This window comes from Amycolatopsis sp. NPDC045836 (genome assembly GCF_056431745.1).
The window spans coordinates 55,032-73,029 of the sequence record NZ_JBWKKF010000008.1 but is presented as its reverse complement, the minus strand read 5'-3'; the positions used below and the strand labels follow the sequence as shown (position 1 = coordinate 73,029).

Here is a 17,998-nt window from a genome sequence, read left to right as displayed (position 1 = left end):
CGCCCCGTTCACCGACAACGGCGCCATCTTGCAGCAGGGCGGGGTCCGGCTTCCCGGCATCAAGGTCCAGACCACCCGATCGGACCCGTGCTCCCGGCCCCGGTCGGCAGCTGTCCTCAACCGGCGCGTTCCTGAAGTTTTTCCGGTGGCAGCGGGAAATCGGCCGCCGCACCCACCCGCGCGGCGGCCTGCGCCCTGGTCCGGCAGTCGAGCTTCCGCAGGATGCCGGACACGTGGTACTTGACCGTGCGCAGGGTCAGCGCGGTCTCCCTGGCGATCTCCGCGTTCGTCATGCCCTTGGCCAGGTACCGCACCACCTCCTGCTCGCGGCGGGTCAACCGGGGGAACACCTCCGCCAGTTCCCGGCCGGGCGCGGTGAGCCGGTCCAGCACCCGGCGGGCCAGCGCCGCGCCGAGGTAGGCACCCGAGCCCGCCACCGCGCACACCGCGTCGCCGATCTCGTGCGCCGAGCACGCCCTGGCGACCGCACCGCGGGCCCCGGCCCGGATGGCGGCCACCACCAGTTCCTCCTGCCCCTCGCCGACCAGCAGCAGCGGGCGCGGGCGGGGCTCGACGGCCGGATCGGTGAGCTGCCTGCTCACCTCGACCACGTCGAGCCCGGGAATGGCGAGGTCGAGCACGACCACGTCGGCGCGCCAGCCACGGGCTCGCTGGACCAGGTGGCGGACGTCGTCGGCGGGGGCGGCGAGCGCCAGCCCCGGCCGGGTGGACAGGTCCACCACGATGTCCGCCCGCAGGTCGCCGTCGCGGACGCCGAGCAGCACCCTGGCGGCGGTCGGCTGGACGTGGATACGGCAGGTCACGGACTCCCCCCTCGGTTCGAGTGGACCGAGGCTAGCCGCGGCCCGGTCGAGTCCGGCTGGAGTCGGCCGGTTCGGCCCACCCCACCAGTCAACGCCCTGACCAGCGCAAACGGCACCGCCAACCGGCGGACACCCGGCCCGGCCTGCCCGAAGGGGCAACTGGGGGGCGTCTTCGACCGCGGCGAGCTCACCCGCACCCCCGGTAACCTGCGGGGGAGGCATCCGGGGGTTGTCCGGATGCGCTCGCCGAGATCGGACTGAGACCCTGGAGTCCATGACCGCAGTCGCCGACACCCGGCCGGACGCGCCCCGGCGCGTCCGGCTTTCTCTGTCGACCTCGGCCTGGCTCCTGCTCGTGACGCTGATCGTCGTCGCGTTCGGCTTCGTCGCGTCGAGGTCCGCTCCCCTGCCCGACCAGGGCCCGCCGCGGGGCGGGGTCGCCGACGCGCAACGCGCGGTGGAAGCCCTCGTCTCACCGGGCCGGGAGCCCACCGCGCTCGCCCTGCTCCCCGCCGATCTGCACGAGGTGCTCGGCGTCACCGCGGCGGCCGAACCGGCCCGCGACGGCACCGTGCGCGCGGTGCACGTCGGCGGCGGCTGCTCGGCACCGTGGGGTGAGGACAGCACCCGCTGGGACTTCGGCGTCGCCTGCATGTCCCACGACCTCGGGTACGACCTGCTGCGCTACGCCGACAACCGCGGCCACCCGCTGGCCCCCCAGTGGCGGGAGGCGCTGGACGACCGGCTCTCCGCCGACATGCACGCCACCTGCGAGCTCAACCCGATGGACTCGGCGGGCACCTGCAAGGCGGTCGCCTCGCTGTACACGGCCGGCCTGGTGATCAACTCCTGGCACCAGCGCTGGGGCCCGCCCACCGGTGAGCCGATCGGCCCGATGCTGGCCGGGGTCGCGGTGATCGGCTGCCTGCTGGTGTTCCGGCTGCGCGGCTGGCTGCGGGCCCGGCGCGCGGTGCCCCGCGCCACCGGGGCGACGGCGGCGACCGCGGCGCCGGCCCCGGTTCCGCCGGTGCTGCCCTGCGGCCGGTGGATGGTGCTCGCGGTGGCCGCGATCGCCGGACTGGTGCTCGGTGAGTCCGCGGTGGCGCTGGGCCACTGGGCCGGCGTCGCCGACGGCTGGCTGTGGCCGCTGACCTGGCTGACCCAGCTCGCCCCGGTGTTCTTCTTCGCCGGCGGGCACGCCAACGCGGCCGGCTGGCGCGCCTGCGTGGACAACGGCGGCGGGTACCGGCAGTACCTCGCGCACCGGGCCAGCTGGCTGCTGCGGCCCGCGCTGATCTTCGTGGTGGTCGCCTTCGCCGTGCCGACGGCGCTGGAACTGCTGCACATCCCGGCCGGCACCAACGCCGTGGTCACCCGGATCGCCCTGCACCCGCTGTGGTTGCTGGGTTTCTACCTGCTCACCGTGGTGCTCACCCCGGCCATGTCGGCCCTGCAGCGCCGACTGCGCTCCGGCTGGCCGGTGGCGGGCGCGCTGGCCGCGCTGGTGCTCACCGCCGAGCTGATCGGCTCGCCGGTGGCCCGGTACGCGGGCGGGTTCGCGCTGGCGCTGCTGGCGCAGCAGGTGGCGTTCGTGCACGCCGGTTCCGGCTCGCCGAGGCGGCTGCCGCTGCTCGCCGGGGCGGTCGGCGGGCTGGGTGCGCTGACGCTGGTCACCACCGCGGGCGGCACCTCGCCGATGCTGCTGAACGTGCCGGACGCCCCGGCGGTGCTGGCCGCTCCGACGCTGCCCGTGCTGCTGCTCGGCGTCAGCCAGCTGTGCCTGCTCGGGCTGTTCGCCGCGCCGCTGACCCGGCTCGCCGCCCGCGAGGACGTGGCCAGGGCCGCCGCGCACGCGCTGCGGGCCCCGATGAGCCTCTACCTCGGTTTCCTCGCCACCATGCTGCTGCTGGTCACCGTGGTCTACCTCCCGGTGGACGTGCTGGACGCCTGGGCCTGGCTGACCCACCCGCGCACGATCACCGCGCTCGGCCTGCTCGCCGGGCCCGCCGTGCTGGTGTTCTGGTGGTTCGAGCGGCGGGTGCACGCCCACTCCCCGCACCCGCCCGCCCCGTCCGCCTCCCCCGACGGCGCCCTGAGCAGGCTGCTCGGCCGGGCCGCGGTGGTGCTCGGCCTCGGGTTCGCGGTGATCGGGTTGTTCGGCTTCGCCTTCACCCAGTTCGCCGGGCAGCTGGAGGTCGTGCCCGACCCGATCCAGAACCTGGTCCACCTGCTGCTGGGCGTGTTCCTGCTGCACACGCAGCGCATCGGCACCAGTGACGCGCCCGCCACCTGGGTGCTCACCGCGATCGCCTGCGTGCCGCCGCTGCTGTCGGCGACGGCGGGCCCGGTGGTCGACCGGCTGGGGGTCGCGCTGCACGGCGTGCTCGCCGTGCTGGCCGTGGCCGCGGCCGCCGGTACGCTGCTGACCAGGCTTTTCCCGAGCCCGAGAGTGGCCAGGGCCACGACGTGAGGGAGCTGTGGCGCGAGTTCGGCGGTGATGTGCCACGCTGAAGCTTCGCTGGCACAACCATGTGCCGGACCCGTACGTCCTACCTTGAGAAGGCAAGCAGACCGAGGAGCTGTCCGAGTTGGAGCACCCGCCGCGAAGGGACCGAGGGGCACGCCGGCCCGCCCGGCCATGGCAGGACGACTCCCCCGGCACCCGGCGTCCCCGCCCGGCTCCTTCCGCCCGCGACCAGCCACCCCGGCGCCCGCCTGCCCGGCGGCCCGAGCCCCGCCGCGCCACCCCGCCACCCCCGCCGGCCGGCGGGGGCCGTCGCGGGGTGAAGATCGCGGTGGCGATGGTGTCGCTGCTGGTGATGAGCGTGACCGGGTACGCGTGGGCGGCGATGCAGGGCCTGGTCAACGGCCTGACCACCACCGACGTGCTCGCCGATGACTCGGGCGGCGACAAGCCGGCCGACGGCGCGCGGGACATCCTGCTGGTCGGCATGGACAGCCGGACCGACGCGCAGGGCAACCCGCTGCCGAAGGAGGTGCTGGCGCAGCTGCGGGCCGGGGCCGCCGACGGCGAGCTGAACACCGACACGCTGATCTTCGTGCACATCCCGAACGACGGCAGCAAGGCGGTGGCCATCTCCCTGCCGCGCGACTCCTACGTGGACATCCCCGGCGGCTACGGCAAGCACAAGATCAATTCGGCGTACGCCCGCGCGAAGACCGACTCGCGCCGCAAGCTGGAGAGCGAGGGCGTCACCGACCCGCAGCAGCTCGAACTCCGCAGCAACCAGGAGGGCGCGAAAACCCTGGTCGCCACCGTGGAGAAGCTGACCGGCTCGAAGATCGACAACTACGCCTCGATCAACCTGCTCGGCTTCCACGACGTGACCACCGCCATCGGCGGCGTGGACGTCTGCCTGAACCAGGCGGTCAAGGACCAGTTCTCCGGCGCGGACTTCGAGAAGGGCCCGCAGTCGGTCTCCGGCGCGGACGCGCTGGCCTTCGTCCGCCAGCGGCACGGCCTGCCGCGCGGTGACCTCGACCGGGTGGTCCGCCAGCAGGTGTTCATGGCCGGTCTGGCCCGCAAGGTGCTCTCCGCCGGCACGCTGGCCGATCCGGTGAAGCTGAACGACCTGGCCGGCGCGCTGCAGAAGTCGGTGGTGCTGAACCAGGGCTGGGACATCGTCGCCTTCGCCCAGCAGATGAAGGGGCTGACCGGCGGGCAGCTGGAGTTCCGCACCATCCCGGTGGTCAACATGGACTACGCCACCCCGAACGACGGCACGGCCATCCAGGTCGACCCCGGCGAGGTGAAGAAGTTCGTGCAGGGCCTGGCCGGGCCGCAGGACCCCGGGCAGCAGCAGGCGCCACCGCCCGCGGACAACGCCAGGACCACCGTGGACGTGCGCAACGCCTCCGGCGTGACCGGGCTGGCGGCGAAGGTTTCCGAGGCGCTCACCGGCCAGGGCTTCACCGCGGGCGAGACCTCCAACGCCTCCCCGCGCAAGACCAGCGTGGTCCGCTACGGCACCGGCGCGCGGGACGCCGGGCAGTCGGTGGCGGATGCGCTCGGTGGTCAGCTCAGCGCCGAAGAGGACCCGACCGTGGCAGCCGGGCACGTGACCGTCTACGTCGGCAGCGACTACTCGGGCGCGGGCACCGGCTCACAGGCGGCCGGTCCGGCCCCCGCGCGGCAGTTCAGCGCACCCCAGCCGCAGCAGACCACAGCGCAACCGGACGGCAGCGCCGAGCAACCGATCAAGGCCGACGGCGTCACTTGCGTCAACTAGACCTACGCCGTTCGGCCTAATCTGCTACACCGATCGGAGTGGAATTAGTATCGGCTCGAAAACACCCGGCCGATTCCGCGTAAGAGATGGCCTGCGGCCGACTTACATAACCGTGAACACAGCTCGCATTCCAACGGGGGCGTCGGCACCGGGATGCGGTCAGGCACGCGGTCGAGGCAGGGGACGCGGAGTGAGGATCGACGGAGACATCTACCAACGGGTCCTCGGTGAGGAGCTCCGCAAGCTCCGGCGACGGCGTGGCTGGACGCGCAAGGAGCTGAACTCGCACCTGCAGAGCGACATCTCGCTGCAGACGCTGGCCACCTACGAACTCGGCACCCGGCAGTGCTCGGTGGTGCGGCTGGTCGAACTGTGCCTGGCCATGGACGAGCTGCCGCAGGACCTGCTCGCCCGCGTGCACCGCCGGGTGTTCACCGACGAGCCCGGCCGCGTGCGGCTGGACCTGCGCCAGGTCGTCGCCGACACGCAACCGGAGCTGCTGCCGCTGCGCCGCTGGGCCGAGGGCAGGCTCAACCACGGCAACTCGGCCCGCGAGGTCCAGCTCGACGAGGCGGCGATCAAGCAGCTGGCCGCGTTGTGCGGCCTCGGCGCCGCCGACCTGCTGGGCAGGCTGCGCACGCTGTCCGCCCCGCCGAGCGGTTGAGCCGGCTCCGTTTGCCTCGGCTCCGCCGAGGCGGTGAGGTCGCTTTTGAGCGACCTCACCGGCTCCGGCCGACCAGCTGGAAGTCCGCCGGGTCGACCTTGCGGGTGCGCTGCCAGTAGCGCCAGGTGAAGCCCGGCCAGATGGTCCGGTTGACGCCCTGGGCGTCGAGGTACCAGCTCTTGCAGCCGCCCTGGGTCCAGATGCCGCGCTCCAGCTGTCGCTGGATCTCGGTGTTGAACCGGTCCTGCACCGACTGCCTCGGCTCGATCGCGCCCGAGCGGGTCCGCTCCACCAGCCGGATCGCGTCGGCGATGTACTCGGTCTGCGACTCGATCATGAACACCACCGAGTTGTGCCCCAGCCCGGTGTTCGGGCCGAGCAGGAAGAACAGGTTCGGGAAGCCGGCCACGGTGATGCCGAGGTGGGTCCGCATGCCCTCGGCGGCCCACTCCTTGTTGAGCTGGCGGCCGTCGACGCCGGTGATGTCCAGGTCGTCGAAGGCGTCGGTGACGTGGAAGCCGGTGCCGTAGATGATCGCGTCGACCTCGCGCTCCACCCCCGCGCCGTCCACCACGCTGTGCGCCTTGACCTCGGCGATGCCGTCGGTGACCACCTCGACGTCGTCCCGGTTGAGCGCCGGGTAGTAGTCGTTGGAGATCAGCACGCGCTTGCAGCCGAGCGTGTAGTCCGGGGTGACCTTGCGCCGCAGCTCCGGGTCCTTGATCGCCTTGTTGATCTGGGCCTTCGCCAGGCGCTGCGCCAGCTTCATCAGCCACGGGCGGCCGTTGAAGCCGAGCGCGCGCACTTCGAGCACCCAGTAGAGCAGGGCCCGGTAGAGGCGCTGCACCCCGGGGATCCGCGCGAACAGCTTCTTCGACCACTCCGGCATCTCGTGGTCGGGCTTGGGCATGATCCACGGCGGTGTGCGCTGGAACAGGTGCACCGCGGCGGTCTGCTCGGCGATCTTCGGCACGAACTGGATCGCGCTGGCCCCGGTGCCGACCACCGCGACGCGCTTGCCGCGCAGGTCGTAGTCGTGGTCCCACTCGGCGGAGTGGAAGGCCCGGCCCTCGAACCGGTCGATGCCGGGCAGTTCGGGGATCTGCGGCAGGTGCAGCGCGCCCACCCCGGCGACCAGGAAGCGCGCGACGAACTCGTCCCCGGCCTTGGTGGTCACGTGCCAGCGCTGCTCGTCGGCGTCCCAGCGGGCGCCGGTCATCTCCTGGCCGAAGCGGACGTAGGAGTACAGGTCGTACTTGCGGGCGAACCCGCGCAGGTAGTCCCAGATCTCCGGCTGGGGCGAGAAGGCCCGCGACCACGACGGGTTCTGCTCGAAGGAGAAGGAGTACATGTGCGACTGGATGTCGCACGCGCAGCCGGGGTAGGTGTTGTCGCGCCAGGTGCCGCCGACCTCCTGCGCCTTCTCCAGGATGACGAAGTCGCTCCGCCCCTGCTTGCGGAGCTTCGCGGCCATCCCGAGGCCCGAGAAGCCGGTTCCGATGATCAGCACACCGGTTTCGTCGCGCTGGTTCATGCCCTGTCCTCCACGCCGTTTTACTGTTACCCGGAGTCCATCTTACTCGGAGTAGGTTACCGGCGGTAGATGGTCGGTAGAGTGGGCGCATGACAACCGAGCAGGCCCCCCGCCGCAAGCGCATGCCCCGGGCCGAGCGCGAACGCCAGATGGTGGAGGTGGCCGAGGCGGTGTTCGCCGAACGCGGGTACGTGGCCGCGTCGATGGACGAGATCGCCGAGCGGGTCGGCGTGTCGAAGCCGATGCTCTACGAGTACTTCAACTCCAAGGAGGGCCTGCTCCTGGCCTGCATCGAGCAGGCGCGGACCGAGTTGCGGGCGGCCACCGAAGAGGCGGTCGCGAAGGCCACCGACGCCGAGGACGCGTTGCGCCGGGGGCTGCTCGCCTTCTTCGTGTTCATCCGCGAGCGGCGGCAGTCGTGGTCGCTGCTGCGCCACGAGATGGCGTTGATCGGGACCCCGGCGGCCGACGGCATCGAGGCCACGCGGCGGCAGCAGACCGATCTGATCGCGGCGCTGATGGCCGGTTACTTCAGCACCGCCTCACCCCGGCAGGTGGAGGCGTCGGCGGAGTTCGTGGTGGGCGCCTGCGAACGGCTGGCGATCTGGAGCGAGCGGCACGACGACATCACCCCCGAGGTGGTCACCGGCTACGCGATGGACCTGCTGTGGGGCGGATTGCACGATCGTGTTGTCAGTTGAGCCAGCAACCAACTACGGTGTGTAGCTTTTTGCTGGTTAGCTGTGACACAGGGTCGTTCGTGCGGTATCGATAGAACCGTTCACGGAACTACAATGGGCTATTCCCCGAACGGGGTGTCAGCACGAGGAGGGGTGGGCGGATGGCGGTGACCATCACGGCGACCTACACGCCGGAGCAAGACGACTGGGCGGTCACCGTCAGCGGTCCCGACGAGACCCTGACCGGCAGGGCGCCCGGCATCATCGCCGCGCGGGACCGGGCGGACCAGCTGGTGGAGAAGCTCGCCGCGGGTGCCAAGGCGACCGTGGTGCACCTGCTCAACGGCAGCGCACTGGAGTTCACGCACGCGTACATGAGCGCACGCCTGACCCGCACGGACGACGAGCCACCGGCGAAGTCCGAACTGCAGGAAGCGATCGACGACCCGGCCACCGGGGTGTTCACCGATCTCGGGGAACCGATCGAGGCGCCGGACGAGACGCCCGCCGCGGCTGAGGTCAAGCCGGTCGCTCAAGCGTAAGCACCCGCCGGGCGCGATCGAGGAAGAGGCTCCCACTCGCGCGAAGGCCAGGTCTGGAAACCGGCGAAGCCCGGCCGCGACAAGCGGCCGACTCCCGCGCTCACAAGGCCAAGCCCGACGCCCGCTAAACCTGCCTGCGGCGAGAGATCAGCCGAGCAGTGAGCGACACGGCTCGCGCGGCGGCCAGACCGAGCACCCAAGCCTGAGCCCCGGCGAGGGCTGCCCACAGCGGGCGAGCGGCGAAGCTCCCTTGAGCTAGCGGACCAGCTTGCGCAGCAGCAGCACGCCGATCAGCACACCGGCGCCGATCAGCGGGTACTTGACCTTGGGTTCGCTCAGCTTGGCCAGCACGCTGGTCTTCGCGGAGTCCGCGAGCCGCTTGGGGTTCGCCTTGACGCTGAGTTCGTCCAAGGTGGACGCCAGCGCGTCCCGCGCCTTCTCGATCTCACGCTCAATGGTCTCCGGGTCGCGCGCCACGGGTCCTCCTCGCCAGGCAGCCTGTCGCCGGCCCCAACGTTAGATCACCGCCCCTCCGCCCGCCGATCCGACCCGCCGGGGCCGGGCGCTAGGCTGCAACCGCGCGAGCGGGGCCCGTAGCCCAATTGGCAGAGGCACACGGTTTAGGTCCGTGCCAGTGTGAGTTCGAGTCTCACCGGGCCCACCCCGTCAGGGCGCGTCGCGGTGGCGCACCGGTCTGGTGACCTGCTTCGCCACGCAGGACGGGAGGCCGGCGGTGGCTTCGGCTTCCCGGCGGCGGTAGACGCTCGGCGGCACGCCGACCAGTTCGGTGAAGCGCGTGCTGAAGGTGCCCAGCGACGAGCAGCCCACGGTGAAGCACACCTCGGTGACGCTCAGGTCCCCCCGCCGCAGCAGGGCCATCGCCCGCTCGATGCGGCGCGTCATGAGATAGCCGTACGGCGACTCCCCGTAGGCGAGGCGGAACTGGCGGCTCAGGTGCCCCGCCGACACGTTGACCCCGCGGGCGAGCGCCTCGACGTCCAGCGGCTGCGCGTATTCCCGATCGATCCGATCGCGGACGCGGCGCAGCCGTGCCAGGTCGCTGAGGCGCTGTTCCGCGGCCGGCTTGCTCACCTGCGGAATCGTGCCACAGGATCAGGCGGTTTCCTGGATCCGCACCATGTTCCCCGCCGGGTCGCGCACGGCGCAGTCGCGGATGCCGTACGGCTGGTCGGCCGGCTCCTGCACGATCTCCGCGCCGGTGCCCTGCAGTTCGGCGAACACCGCGTCGACGTTCTTGGTGGCCAGCACCACACCCCCGTAGGTGCCCTTCGCCATCATCTCCACGATGGTGCGGCGCTCGTCCTCGGTGATCCCGGGGTCGACGGCGGGCGGGTGCAGCACGATCGAGGTGTCCGGCTGCCCCGGCGGCCCCACGGTCAGCCACCGCATCCCTTGGTAACCGACGTCCTTGCGGACCTCGAAGCCCAGGATGTCGCGGTAGAAGCCCAGTGCGGCTTCCGCGTCGTCGTGCGGCAGGAAGCTGGCGTTGATGGTCAGGTCCATGCCGAAGACGCTACGAGCAGAGCCGGCGGGCGTGCTTCTCGATTCCTGATCGGTCACCCGGCACCACGCCCCGGAGCCGCGCCGCGGTCCGGGGCGTGGTGCGCCGGTCAGCGAGCGGAGCGGTGGAACTCGGCCAGCTTCTCCAGTTCCGGGATGATGCCGGCCGGGGTCGGCCGGGCCAGCCACGCGTCGTGCATGGCCTTGGCCGCGGCGGCGTAGGACGGGTCCTCCAGCACCGCGACCAGCGCGGCGCGGATCTCCTCGGCGGACTGGGTGATGCGGTTGATCTGCACACCCGCACCGGTCTCCTTGACCAGCCGCGCGGTGAGCCACGCGTCGACGCTGCGCTCGGTGACGGTGACCGAGATCGACTCGCCCTCGCCGCTGAAGACCATCCGCTGCGGTTCTTCGGTGTCGGCGATGACGTGCGGGATGCCGGCGGCGAGGGTGGCCACGAACGAGCCGCTGCCGCCGTGGTGGATGGCCGCGACGCAGGTCGGCAGCAGGCTGGTCAGCGGCACGTAGTCGACGACGCGCAGGTTCTCCGGCACCGGTGGCGCACCGACCAGCTGGTTGTCGTTGAACGTGCCGATGACCTCGATGTCCAGGCCCTTGATCGCCTCGAAGACCTTGGGGATGAGGTCGACGCCCTCGTGGTAGGCCCGGGTCGAGACACCGACGGTCAGCGCGACGCGCGGCCGCTGGGGACGCTCGTGCAGCCACTCCGGCAGCACCGCGCCGCCGTTGTAGGGGACCCAGCGGACGGGCACGGTGGTGATGTTCTTCGACAGGCGCATCGACGCGGCCGGGATCGCGTCGACGGTGAAGTGCCCGAGCAGCACGTCGTCGGTGACGGAGACGCCGTGCCGGTCGGCCAGCGCGCGCAGCGAGATCGCCAGCGGGTTCTCCGGGGTCTCGTGCCCTTCGGCCCGCCGCTCGGCGAACTTCTCGATCGCCCAGCCACCGTAGTCCGGGCCGTTGAGCACGCGGCCCGACGCCGCGCCCGCGGCCTTGGCGACGATCCCGCCGCACGGGAACCAGGACTCCCACAGCACCAGGTCCGGCTGCCATTCCTTGGCGAAGGCGATCAGGTTGTCGATGTCCTCACGCGGCTCCGGCGGCAGGTAGTACCGGGCGGAGAACAGGAAGAACTGGTAGTAGGCGTCCCAGTTGTCCCGCTCGTCGCCGCTGAGGTCGAGCTTGGCCGCCAGCTCCTCCATCTCCTCCGGGCTGGGCAGCAGGCCGTACTTCGCCCAGTTCTGCAGCGAATGCGGCTCCGGCTCACCGGTCTTGATCGCGGGCAGGCCCGCGGCGACGATCTGCTCCTCGGCTCCGGGCGGGCAGGCCACGACGACCTCGTGCCCCTCGGCCTGCAGCGCCTGGGCGTGCGGGATGAGGTGGTTCAGGTGGGTGACATGCGGAAAACCTGTCACGAGGACTCGCATCGGAACTTCTCCTCAACGTGATTGGACGGCTGGCAGGTGTCACTTGCGGACGCCGACGAAGATGCCGGGACTGGTGGCCCGTCCGTCACCCAGGCGCAGGGCGGGAACGAACTCGACGGTGCAGCCGGCCCGTTCGAAGGCCGACTCGTACTCCTCGCGGGTGAACAGGCCGACCGACAGCACGGAGGAGAACTTCCGGATGCCGTCGGAGTCGGCCACGATCGCCTCGAAGGCGATGCGGCTGCGGCCCTCGTGCACGGTGGAGTGGCTGACGCGGGCCACCACGCGGCCGTCCTCCTCGGCCAGGTGGCTGCCGATGTAGCCGTCGATGAACAGTTCGGGGAACCACCACGGCTCGACGACCACCACGCCGCCCGGCACGGTGTGCGCGGCCATCCTGGCGACCGTGGCCGCCACCTCCTCGGCGGAGCCGACCTCGCCGATCGCGTTGCCGAGGCAGGTGACCGCGTCGAAGGTGCGGCCGAGGTCGAAGTTCACCATGTTGCCGAGGTGGACGGCGGACGGCGAGAGCCGGGTGGTCGCCACGTCGCGCATGGCCGGCGTCAGTTCGACGCCCTCGACGTGGTCGAACCTCTTCGCGAACGCGGCCAGGTGGGCGCCGGTACCGCAGGCGACGTCCAGCACGCTCTTCGCCGCGGGGAACCGGGACCGGATCAACTGGGTGTGCTTCTCGGTCTCGGCCTCGAAGTCCTTGCCGCGACTGTGGAAGACCAGTTCGTAGAGTTCGGCGTGCTCCGGGTCGTAATCCATCCGCGCTCCTCCTCCAGACCGGGGCCGCACCCCGGTTTGCCGTCAGGTCGGCCGTGCCAGCGTCACGCCGCCGGGCGGGCCGCCGCGTCTCCTGGCTTGCGCCCGTCGCGCCGGCGCGTGGTCGGCCGGCACAGGTGCGCAGGACAAAGGAAGGCCGCCGGCGCCCGTCGTGCCAACATCGATCGGTGGACAGGGGTGACCCGCGTGAAGGGGCGCACGAAATGATCAACATGTTTCAGCCGCAGGTCGGAGCCGAGGAACTGGCTGCCGTCGCGGAGGTGTTCGACAGCCAGTGGCTGGGGTACGGCCCGCAGACCAAGGCCTTCGAGCAGGAGTTCGCCGACCACCTCGGCGTGCCGGCGGAGACGGTGCTGTTCATCAACTCCGCCACCGCCGGCCTGCACCTGGCGATGGAACTGCTGAACATCGGTCCCGGTGACGAAGTCGTCTTCCCGTCGGTGAGCTTCCCGGCCAACGGCCACTGCGTCGCCGCCGCCGGCGCCACCCCGGTCTTCTGCGACGTCCGCCCGCGCACCCTCAACCCGACCGTCGACGACGTGCGGGCGGTGCTGACCCCGCGGACGAAGGCGGTCATGCTGCTGCACTACGGCGGCCAGCCCGGCGACATCGCCGAGATCGCGAAGCTGTGCCAGGAACGCGGCATCCCGTTCATCGAGGACGCCGCCTGCGCCGTCGGGTCGAGCATCGACGGCCGGGCCTGCGGGACCTTCGGCGACATCGCCATCTGGAGCTTCGACTCGCGCAAGATCATCACCACCGGCGACGGCGGCATGATCTACGTCCGGGACCCGCAGCTGGCGCGCCGCGCGCACCGCCTGGCCTACCAGGGTCTCGACGACCGGGGTGCGTTCGCCGCGATGAAGAACAACGGCACGCGGCGCTGGTGGGACCAGACCATCCACGAGGTCGGCAGGCGGCTGATCGGCAACGACCTGACCGCCGCCATCGGCCGCGTCCAGCTCGGCAAGCTGCCCGGCTTCATCCAGCGGCGCGGCGAGATCATGGCCCGGTACGACCGGCTGCTCGAAGGCGTTCCCGGGCTGCGGCGCCCGCCGAAGCCGCCCGAGGGCCACGTCTCGACGAACTACTTCTACTGGGTGCAGTTCGACGACGTGACCGTGCGCAACGCGGTCGCCGAGGACCTGCTGGAACTGGGCATCTACACCACCTACCGCTATCCGCCGCTGCACAAGGTCCCGCTGTTCGCCACCGGGGTGGAACTGCCCGGCACCGACGAGGCCGAGGCGATCACCCTGCTGCTGCCGCTGCACCAGTCGCTGACCGACGCCGAGGTCGAGCGGGTGGCGGGCAGCCTGATCTCGGTCCTCGGCCGCCGCGCGCTCCGCGAGGCCGGGTGAGCGGACATGAAGGTCCGCGAACTCGCCGTGGCGGGCGCCCTTGAGCTGACGCCGGAGGCGATCCACGACGACGACCGCGGGCTGTTCGTCTCGCCGTTCCAGGAGACGCACTTCCAGCGGGCGACCGGCCAGCGGCTGTTCACCGTGGCGCAGACCAACCACAGCCGGTCCCGCCGGGACGTCGTCCGGGGCATCCACTTCACCGTGACGCCGCCCGGCTGCGCCAAGTACGTCTACTGCGCGGCGGGCTCGGCCCTCGACATCGTCGTGGACATCCGCGTCGGGTCGCCCACGTTCGGTCGCTGGGACGTCGTGGAGGTCGACCCGCTGCACTTCCGCTCGGTGTACTTCCCGGTCGGCGTCGGGCACTTGTTCGTCGCGCTCGAGGACAACACGGTGATGAGCTACATGATCTCCGGCGAGTACGTCCCGGAGCACGAGCTGGCGTTGTCGCCGCGCGACCCCGACCTCGGCCTGCCGCTGCCCGCCGAGCCGATCCTGTCCCCGCGGGACCAGGTCGCGCCGACCCTCGCCGAGGCCCACCGGCAGGGCTGGCTGCCGAACTACTACGAGTGCGTGGACGTGGAGGAAGAGCTCCACGAGCGCAGTTGAAGAGACGTTGCCGAGCCCGCCGCGGGCACACACTGTTCACCAAGAGAGTCGCGCCGGGAACTCCGGGAGCCGCGTGCGATCCATCCCGCCGGTCGGGTGCCGAACTCGATCGGCCGTCACCTGGAAGGCGCCATGAACATCGCCGAGAACATGGCCATCGTCGAGTGCACCGCGTGCCGCATCTGCGGCAACACCGAGCTGCTGACCGTGCTTGACCTGGGGAACCAGGCGTTGACCGGTATCTTCCCCCGGCCGGGTCAGGTGGTGCCGAGCGCGCCGCTGGAGCTGGTCCGGTGCGGCCCCGCCGGTTGCGGGCTGCTCCAGCTGCGGCACACCTCCGACCTGACGCTGATGTACGGCGAGCACTACGGCTACCGCTCCAGCGTCCGCCCGTTCATGGTCAACCACCTGCACCGCAAGGTCGACGTCCTCACCGGCATGGTCGACCTGGACCGGGGCGACCTGGTGCTCGACATCGGCAGCAACGACTCGACGCTGCTGCAGGGCTACCGCACCGCGGGGCTGACCAGGGTGGGTGTGGACCCGACCGGCGAGAAGTGGCGCGAGTACTACCCCGCCGACATCGACCTGATCCCGGACTTCTTCACCAAGGCCGCCTACGCCGAGCAGTTCGGCACCCGCCAGGCCAAGGTCGTCACCTCCATCGCGATGTTCTACGACCTGCCCGACCCGCTCGGGTTCATGTCCGACGTGCACGACATCCTCACCGACGACGGCGTGTGGATGATCGAGATGAGCTACGCGGTCCCGCTGCTGGAGACACCGGTCTACGACGCGATCTGCCACGAGCACCTGGAGTACTACTTCCTGCGCCAGATCGAGTGGATGGCCGACCGGGTCGGGCTGACCCTGGCCACCGCCGAGGTCACCGACGTCAACGGCGGCAGCCTGTGCGTGACGCTGGTGAAGGACCCGGCCAAGCACAAGATCGACACCCCGCAGATCGACCGGATCCGGCGGTACGAGGCGTCCTTGGCGCTGGACACCGACGCGCCGTACGAAGCCTTCACCCGCCGCGTCGAGCAGCACCGCGTCGACGTGCGGTCCTTCCTGGACGAATCGAAGGCCGCGGGCAAGCTGACCCTGGGCTACGGGGCGTCGACCAAGGGGAACGTGATCCTGCAGCACTGCGGGGTCACCACCGACGACCTGCCGTGCATCGGCGAGGTCAGCACCGAGAAGCACGGCCGCGTCACCCCCGGCACCGGCATCCCGATCGTCTCCGAGGAGGACGCCAAGGCGCAGCGGCCGGACCAGTTGCTGGTGCTGCCCTGGGGCTTCCGCGACGGGTTCGTCGAGCGGGAGCGGGACTACGTGGCGGGCGGCGGCAAGCTGGTCTTCCCGCTGCCGTCGATGTCGGCGGTCTCGTCGCCGCGGAGGAAGGGAGAGGACCGCGATGTCGACTTCGGCCGGCCGCGCCGATGACTTCCTGGCTTCGGCGCTGACCACGATCAGCGCGCGGACGGAGGACCCGGACCTCTTCCTCAAGCAGCGGTTCACCGCCTCCAGCTACCGGGTCGACGAGATCCCGCTGGACACGCTGGTCACGTGGCGGCTCGACGACCGGCTCGAGCACGCCACCGGCCGGTTCTTCACCGTCGAGGGCCTGTCGGTGCGGACCAACTTCGGGCCGAACCCGCAGTGGTGCCAGCCGATCATCGTGCAGCCCGACATCGGCATCCTCGGCATCCTGGTGAAGAAGATCGACGGTGTCCTCCACTTCCTGATGCAGGTGAAGATGGAGCCGGGCAACACCACGCTGGTGCAGTACGCGGCGACGGTGCAGGCCACGCAGAGCAACTACCAGCGGGTGCACGGCGGCCGGTCGACGCCGTACCTGGAGTACTTCCTCAAGGGCAGCCGGGGGCACATCCTGGTGGACCGGCTGCTGTCCGAGCACGCGTCCTGGTACCTGTACAAACGCAACCGCAACATGATCGTGGAGGTCCCGCCGGACGAGGACGTCGCGGAGCGCGACGACTTCACCTGGCTCACGCTCGGCCAGCTGCGCAGGCAGCTCGCGCTCGGCAACGTCAACATGAACGCCCGCACCGTGCTGGCCTGCATCTCCTACGACGGCGCCCGCGAACCGCAGTCGGCCGAGGGGTTCCACGCGCGGACCGTCGCCTCGCACAACGCGCAGCGGTCCGACGCGGACCTGGCCGAGGCGATGACGTGGCTGATCGACCAGAAGGAGACCTACACCCTCGACGTCAGGCGGATCGGCCTGTCCGAGATGACCGGCTGGGCCGCCGACGGCGGCAGCATCCGGCACCGCGACGGCCTGTACTTCCGGATCATCGGGCTGTCGGTGGAGGCGACCAGCCGGGAGGTCGGCACCTGGTCGCAGCCGATGCTCGAACCGGTGCCGGGTAACCTGGTCGCCTTCCTGTGCCAGCGGCAGAACGGCGTGCTGCGGTTCCTGACCCAGGCGATGATCCAGCCGGGGTCGACCGACCGGCTCGAACTCGGCGCGTCCATCCAGCTGGCCCCGGGGTACTGCCGCGACGCACGCGACCTGCCGCCGCTGGTGGAGTACCTGGACTCGGCGGTCGGGCAGGTGCGGCTGAAGTCGGTGCAGTCCGAGGACGGCGGCCGGTTCCACCGCGCCGACACCGAGCACCTGGTGCTCGAGATCCCCGAGGACCACCACGTCGAGGCGCCGGAGAACTACCGGTGGATGACGCTCGGCCTGCTCGGGCGGCTGATGCAGTCGGGCTACTACCTCAACGTCGAAGCCCGCAGCCTGATGGCGTGCCTGTTGTGAGGCTCCTGCTCGTCGGCCTCTCGCGGTTCGCCCGGCGGCGGGTGCTGCCCGCGGCGTCCGCGCTCGACGGCATCGAGGTCGTGGACGTCGCCAGCGCGCACGGTGGTGACCTGCCCGGGCCGGGGCGTCGGCACACCGACTGGCGCGCGGCGCTGGACGACACGGAGCCCGCGCTGGTCTACGTCTCGACGGTCAACAGCACGCACGCCGAGGTGGCGCGGCACGCGTTGCGGCGGGGCCACCACGTCGTGGTGGACAAGCCCGCCTTCCTGACCCTGGGCACGGCCGAGGAGCTGGTCGCGCTGGCCCGGGCCCGGGGACGGGTGCTGGCCGAGGCCACGAACTACTCGTTCCACCCGGTGTTCTCACCGGACCTGACCAAGGACATCACCAAGGCCGTCGCGGTGTTCACCCCGCCCGTGCCGCCGGAGGACTTCCGGCACGACCGGTCCTCGGGCGGCGGCGCCTTCCTCGACACCGGCCCGTACTTCGCGTCGCTGGGCCGGGTCCTGTGGGACGCCGAACCGGACGACGTGCACGTCATCGTGGGCGACCGCACCGCGGACGGCCTGGAGCTGGCCTACAGCGTGCTGGCCGGTTACCCCGGTGGCCGGACCATCGTCGGGCAGTTCGGCTTCACCACGCACTACCGCAACGCCCTGCAGCTGCTCGGGCCCGGCGTCGCCGTCGATGTCCCCAGGCCGTTCTCCGCGCCGCCGGACCTCACCGTCGACCTCCACATCGAAGTCGACGGTCGTCATTCGACGCGGAGGGTGGCGGCGGCGGACAGCATGGAGTTGTTCCTCGCCGCGGTGCTGGAGGCGGTGCATTCGGGTTCGCGGGAGTTCGATTTCCCCTTGCTCAGTGACGCTCGGACGCGTGACCGCCTTGTCCGGGCGGCTGGAAGGGTTTTTGGGGGGCTCCACCCCGATTTTTTAGTGTGACTACGGCGAAGACCCCCAGGTCAAGGCGGGAAAGATGCCTT

At 71.0% G+C, this 17,998-nt stretch carries 17 protein-coding genes and 1 tRNA gene; 11 read left to right on the top strand and 7 right to left on the bottom strand.

Features of this window, described 5'->3' with window-relative positions; all coding sequences use genetic code 11:
* Window positions 1–116 precede the first annotated feature (116 nt).
* Window positions 117–824, bottom strand: a complete 708-nt coding sequence (locus AC07EG_RS16835; RefSeq protein WP_478254016.1) for a response regulator transcription factor — start codon at window positions 822–824, stop codon at window positions 117–119.
* Window positions 825–1,098: 274 nt separating this feature from the next.
* Between AC07EG_RS16835 and AC07EG_RS16830 the strand changes: the two genes are divergently transcribed.
* The 3 genes from AC07EG_RS16830 to AC07EG_RS16820 all read left to right on the top strand — a co-directional run bounded on the left by AC07EG_RS16830 (window position 1,099) and on the right by AC07EG_RS16820 (window position 5,738).
* Window positions 1,099–3,294 (top strand): phospholipase, encoded by a 2,196-nt coding sequence (locus AC07EG_RS16830; protein WP_478254015.1) that lies wholly within the window; start codon window positions 1,099–1,101, stop codon window positions 3,292–3,294.
* 118 nt (window positions 3,295–3,412) lie between these two features.
* Window positions 3,413–5,074, top strand: coding sequence for an LCP family protein (locus tag AC07EG_RS16825; protein ID WP_478254014.1), 1,662 nt, complete (start codon window positions 3,413–3,415; stop codon window positions 5,072–5,074).
* Between the two features lie 190 nt (window positions 5,075–5,264).
* On the top strand, window positions 5,265–5,738 hold the full coding sequence (locus AC07EG_RS16820) for a helix-turn-helix domain-containing protein (protein ID WP_478254013.1): 474 nt from the start codon (window positions 5,265–5,267) through the stop codon (window positions 5,736–5,738).
* A 55-nt stretch (window positions 5,739–5,793) separates the two neighbouring features.
* Here the strand turns inward: AC07EG_RS16820 and AC07EG_RS16815 are convergent, their stop codons facing one another.
* Window positions 5,794–7,272: a flavin-containing monooxygenase gene (locus AC07EG_RS16815; protein WP_478254012.1), complete on the bottom strand. Its 1,479-nt coding sequence runs from the start codon at window positions 7,270–7,272 to the stop codon at window positions 5,794–5,796.
* 89 nt (window positions 7,273–7,361) lie between these two features.
* On the opposite strand from AC07EG_RS16815, the gene AC07EG_RS16810 reads away from it, so the two are divergent.
* Window positions 7,362–7,973, top strand: coding sequence for a TetR/AcrR family transcriptional regulator (locus AC07EG_RS16810; RefSeq protein ID WP_478254011.1), 612 nt, complete (start codon window positions 7,362–7,364; stop codon window positions 7,971–7,973).
* Between the two features lie 140 nt (window positions 7,974–8,113).
* Window positions 8,114–8,494, top strand: coding sequence for a hypothetical protein (locus AC07EG_RS16805; protein WP_478254010.1), 381 nt, complete (start codon window positions 8,114–8,116; stop codon window positions 8,492–8,494).
* Between the two features lie 255 nt (window positions 8,495–8,749).
* On the opposite strand, the gene AC07EG_RS16800 is transcribed toward AC07EG_RS16805, so the two are convergent.
* Entirely contained in the window at window positions 8,750–8,971 is a 222-nt protein-coding gene (locus tag AC07EG_RS16800; RefSeq protein WP_478254009.1) for a DUF3618 domain-containing protein, read from the bottom strand.
* 110 nt (window positions 8,972–9,081) lie between these two features.
* Between AC07EG_RS16800 and AC07EG_RS16795 the strand changes: the two genes are divergently transcribed.
* Window positions 9,082–9,155 (top strand) — tRNA-Leu (locus AC07EG_RS16795).
* 5 nt (window positions 9,156–9,160) lie between these two features.
* On the opposite strand, the gene AC07EG_RS16790 is transcribed toward AC07EG_RS16795, so the two are convergent.
* The 4 genes from AC07EG_RS16790 to AC07EG_RS16775 form a co-directional block, all read right to left on the bottom strand.
* Entirely contained in the window at window positions 9,161–9,586 is a 426-nt protein-coding gene (locus tag AC07EG_RS16790) for a helix-turn-helix transcriptional regulator (RefSeq protein WP_478254008.1), read from the bottom strand.
* A 21-nt stretch (window positions 9,587–9,607) separates the two neighbouring features.
* Window positions 9,608–10,018 (bottom strand): VOC family protein, encoded by a 411-nt coding sequence (locus AC07EG_RS16785; RefSeq protein ID WP_478254007.1) that lies wholly within the window; start codon window positions 10,016–10,018, stop codon window positions 9,608–9,610.
* 107 nt (window positions 10,019–10,125) lie between these two features.
* A complete protein-coding gene (locus AC07EG_RS16780) occupies window positions 10,126–11,463 on the bottom strand; it encodes a nucleotide disphospho-sugar-binding domain-containing protein (protein WP_478254006.1) in 1,338 nt (445 codons plus the stop codon).
* A gap of 39 nt (window positions 11,464–11,502) precedes the next feature.
* On the bottom strand, window positions 11,503–12,234 hold the full coding sequence (locus AC07EG_RS16775; RefSeq protein WP_478254005.1) for a class I SAM-dependent DNA methyltransferase: 732 nt from the start codon (window positions 12,232–12,234) through the stop codon (window positions 11,503–11,505).
* 185 nt (window positions 12,235–12,419) lie between these two features.
* Here AC07EG_RS16775 and AC07EG_RS16770 point away from each other — a divergent pair, with 185 nt between their 5' ends.
* The 5 genes from AC07EG_RS16770 to AC07EG_RS16750 all read left to right on the top strand — a co-directional run bounded on the left by AC07EG_RS16770 (window position 12,420) and on the right by AC07EG_RS16750 (window position 17,957).
* On the top strand, window positions 12,420–13,613 hold the full coding sequence (locus tag AC07EG_RS16770) for a DegT/DnrJ/EryC1/StrS family aminotransferase (RefSeq protein WP_478254004.1): 1,194 nt from the start codon (window positions 12,420–12,422) through the stop codon (window positions 13,611–13,613).
* Between the two features lie 6 nt (window positions 13,614–13,619).
* Window positions 13,620–14,225: a dTDP-4-dehydrorhamnose 3,5-epimerase family protein gene (locus AC07EG_RS16765; protein WP_478254003.1), complete on the top strand. Its 606-nt coding sequence runs from the start codon at window positions 13,620–13,622 to the stop codon at window positions 14,223–14,225.
* Between the two features lie 132 nt (window positions 14,226–14,357).
* Window positions 14,358–15,671 (top strand): class I SAM-dependent methyltransferase, encoded by a 1,314-nt coding sequence (locus AC07EG_RS16760; protein ID WP_478254002.1) that lies wholly within the window; start codon window positions 14,358–14,360, stop codon window positions 15,669–15,671.
* The gene (locus AC07EG_RS16755; RefSeq protein WP_478254001.1) at window positions 15,643–17,013 is read left to right on the top strand and encodes an NDP-hexose 2,3-dehydratase family protein; all 1,371 of its coding nucleotides are present in this window, start codon (window positions 15,643–15,645) and stop codon (window positions 17,011–17,013) included. Before AC07EG_RS16760 ends, AC07EG_RS16755 begins: the two co-directional genes overlap by 29 nt.
* Window positions 17,001–17,957 (top strand): Gfo/Idh/MocA family protein, encoded by a 957-nt coding sequence (locus AC07EG_RS16750; RefSeq protein WP_478254000.1) that lies wholly within the window; start codon window positions 17,001–17,003, stop codon window positions 17,955–17,957. The genes AC07EG_RS16755 and AC07EG_RS16750 overlap by 13 nt, the downstream gene beginning before the upstream one ends.
* Window positions 17,958–17,998 lie beyond the last annotated feature (41 nt).

What these genes read in the sequence shown, in the direction of transcription:
- AC07EG_RS16760 (WP_478254002.1), top strand. Translation starts at nt 14,358, where the DNA reads ATGAACATCGCCGAGAACATGGCCATCGTCGAGTGCACCGCGTGCCGC.
- AC07EG_RS16765 (WP_478254003.1), top strand. Translation starts at nt 13,620, where the DNA reads ATGAAGGTCCGCGAACTCGCCGTGGCGGGCGCCCTTGAGCTGACGCCG.
- AC07EG_RS16810 (WP_478254011.1), top strand. Translation starts at nt 7,362, where the DNA reads ATGACAACCGAGCAGGCCCCCCGCCGCAAGCGCATGCCCCGGGCCGAG.
- AC07EG_RS16805 (WP_478254010.1), top strand. Translation starts at nt 8,114, where the DNA reads ATGGCGGTGACCATCACGGCGACCTACACGCCGGAGCAAGACGACTGG.
- AC07EG_RS16830 (WP_478254015.1), top strand. Translation starts at nt 1,099, where the DNA reads ATGACCGCAGTCGCCGACACCCGGCCGGACGCGCCCCGGCGCGTCCGG.
- AC07EG_RS16775 (WP_478254005.1), bottom strand. Translation starts at nt 12,234, where the DNA reads ATGGATTACGACCCGGAGCACGCCGAACTCTACGAACTGGTCTTCCAC.
- AC07EG_RS16785 (WP_478254007.1), bottom strand. Translation starts at nt 10,018, where the DNA reads ATGGACCTGACCATCAACGCCAGCTTCCTGCCGCACGACGACGCGGAA.
- AC07EG_RS16815 (WP_478254012.1), bottom strand. Translation starts at nt 7,272, where the DNA reads ATGAACCAGCGCGACGAAACCGGTGTGCTGATCATCGGAACCGGCTTC.
- AC07EG_RS16780 (WP_478254006.1), bottom strand. Translation starts at nt 11,463, where the DNA reads ATGCGAGTCCTCGTGACAGGTTTTCCGCATGTCACCCACCTGAACCAC.
- AC07EG_RS16755 (WP_478254001.1), top strand. Translation starts at nt 15,643, where the DNA reads ATGTCGACTTCGGCCGGCCGCGCCGATGACTTCCTGGCTTCGGCGCTG.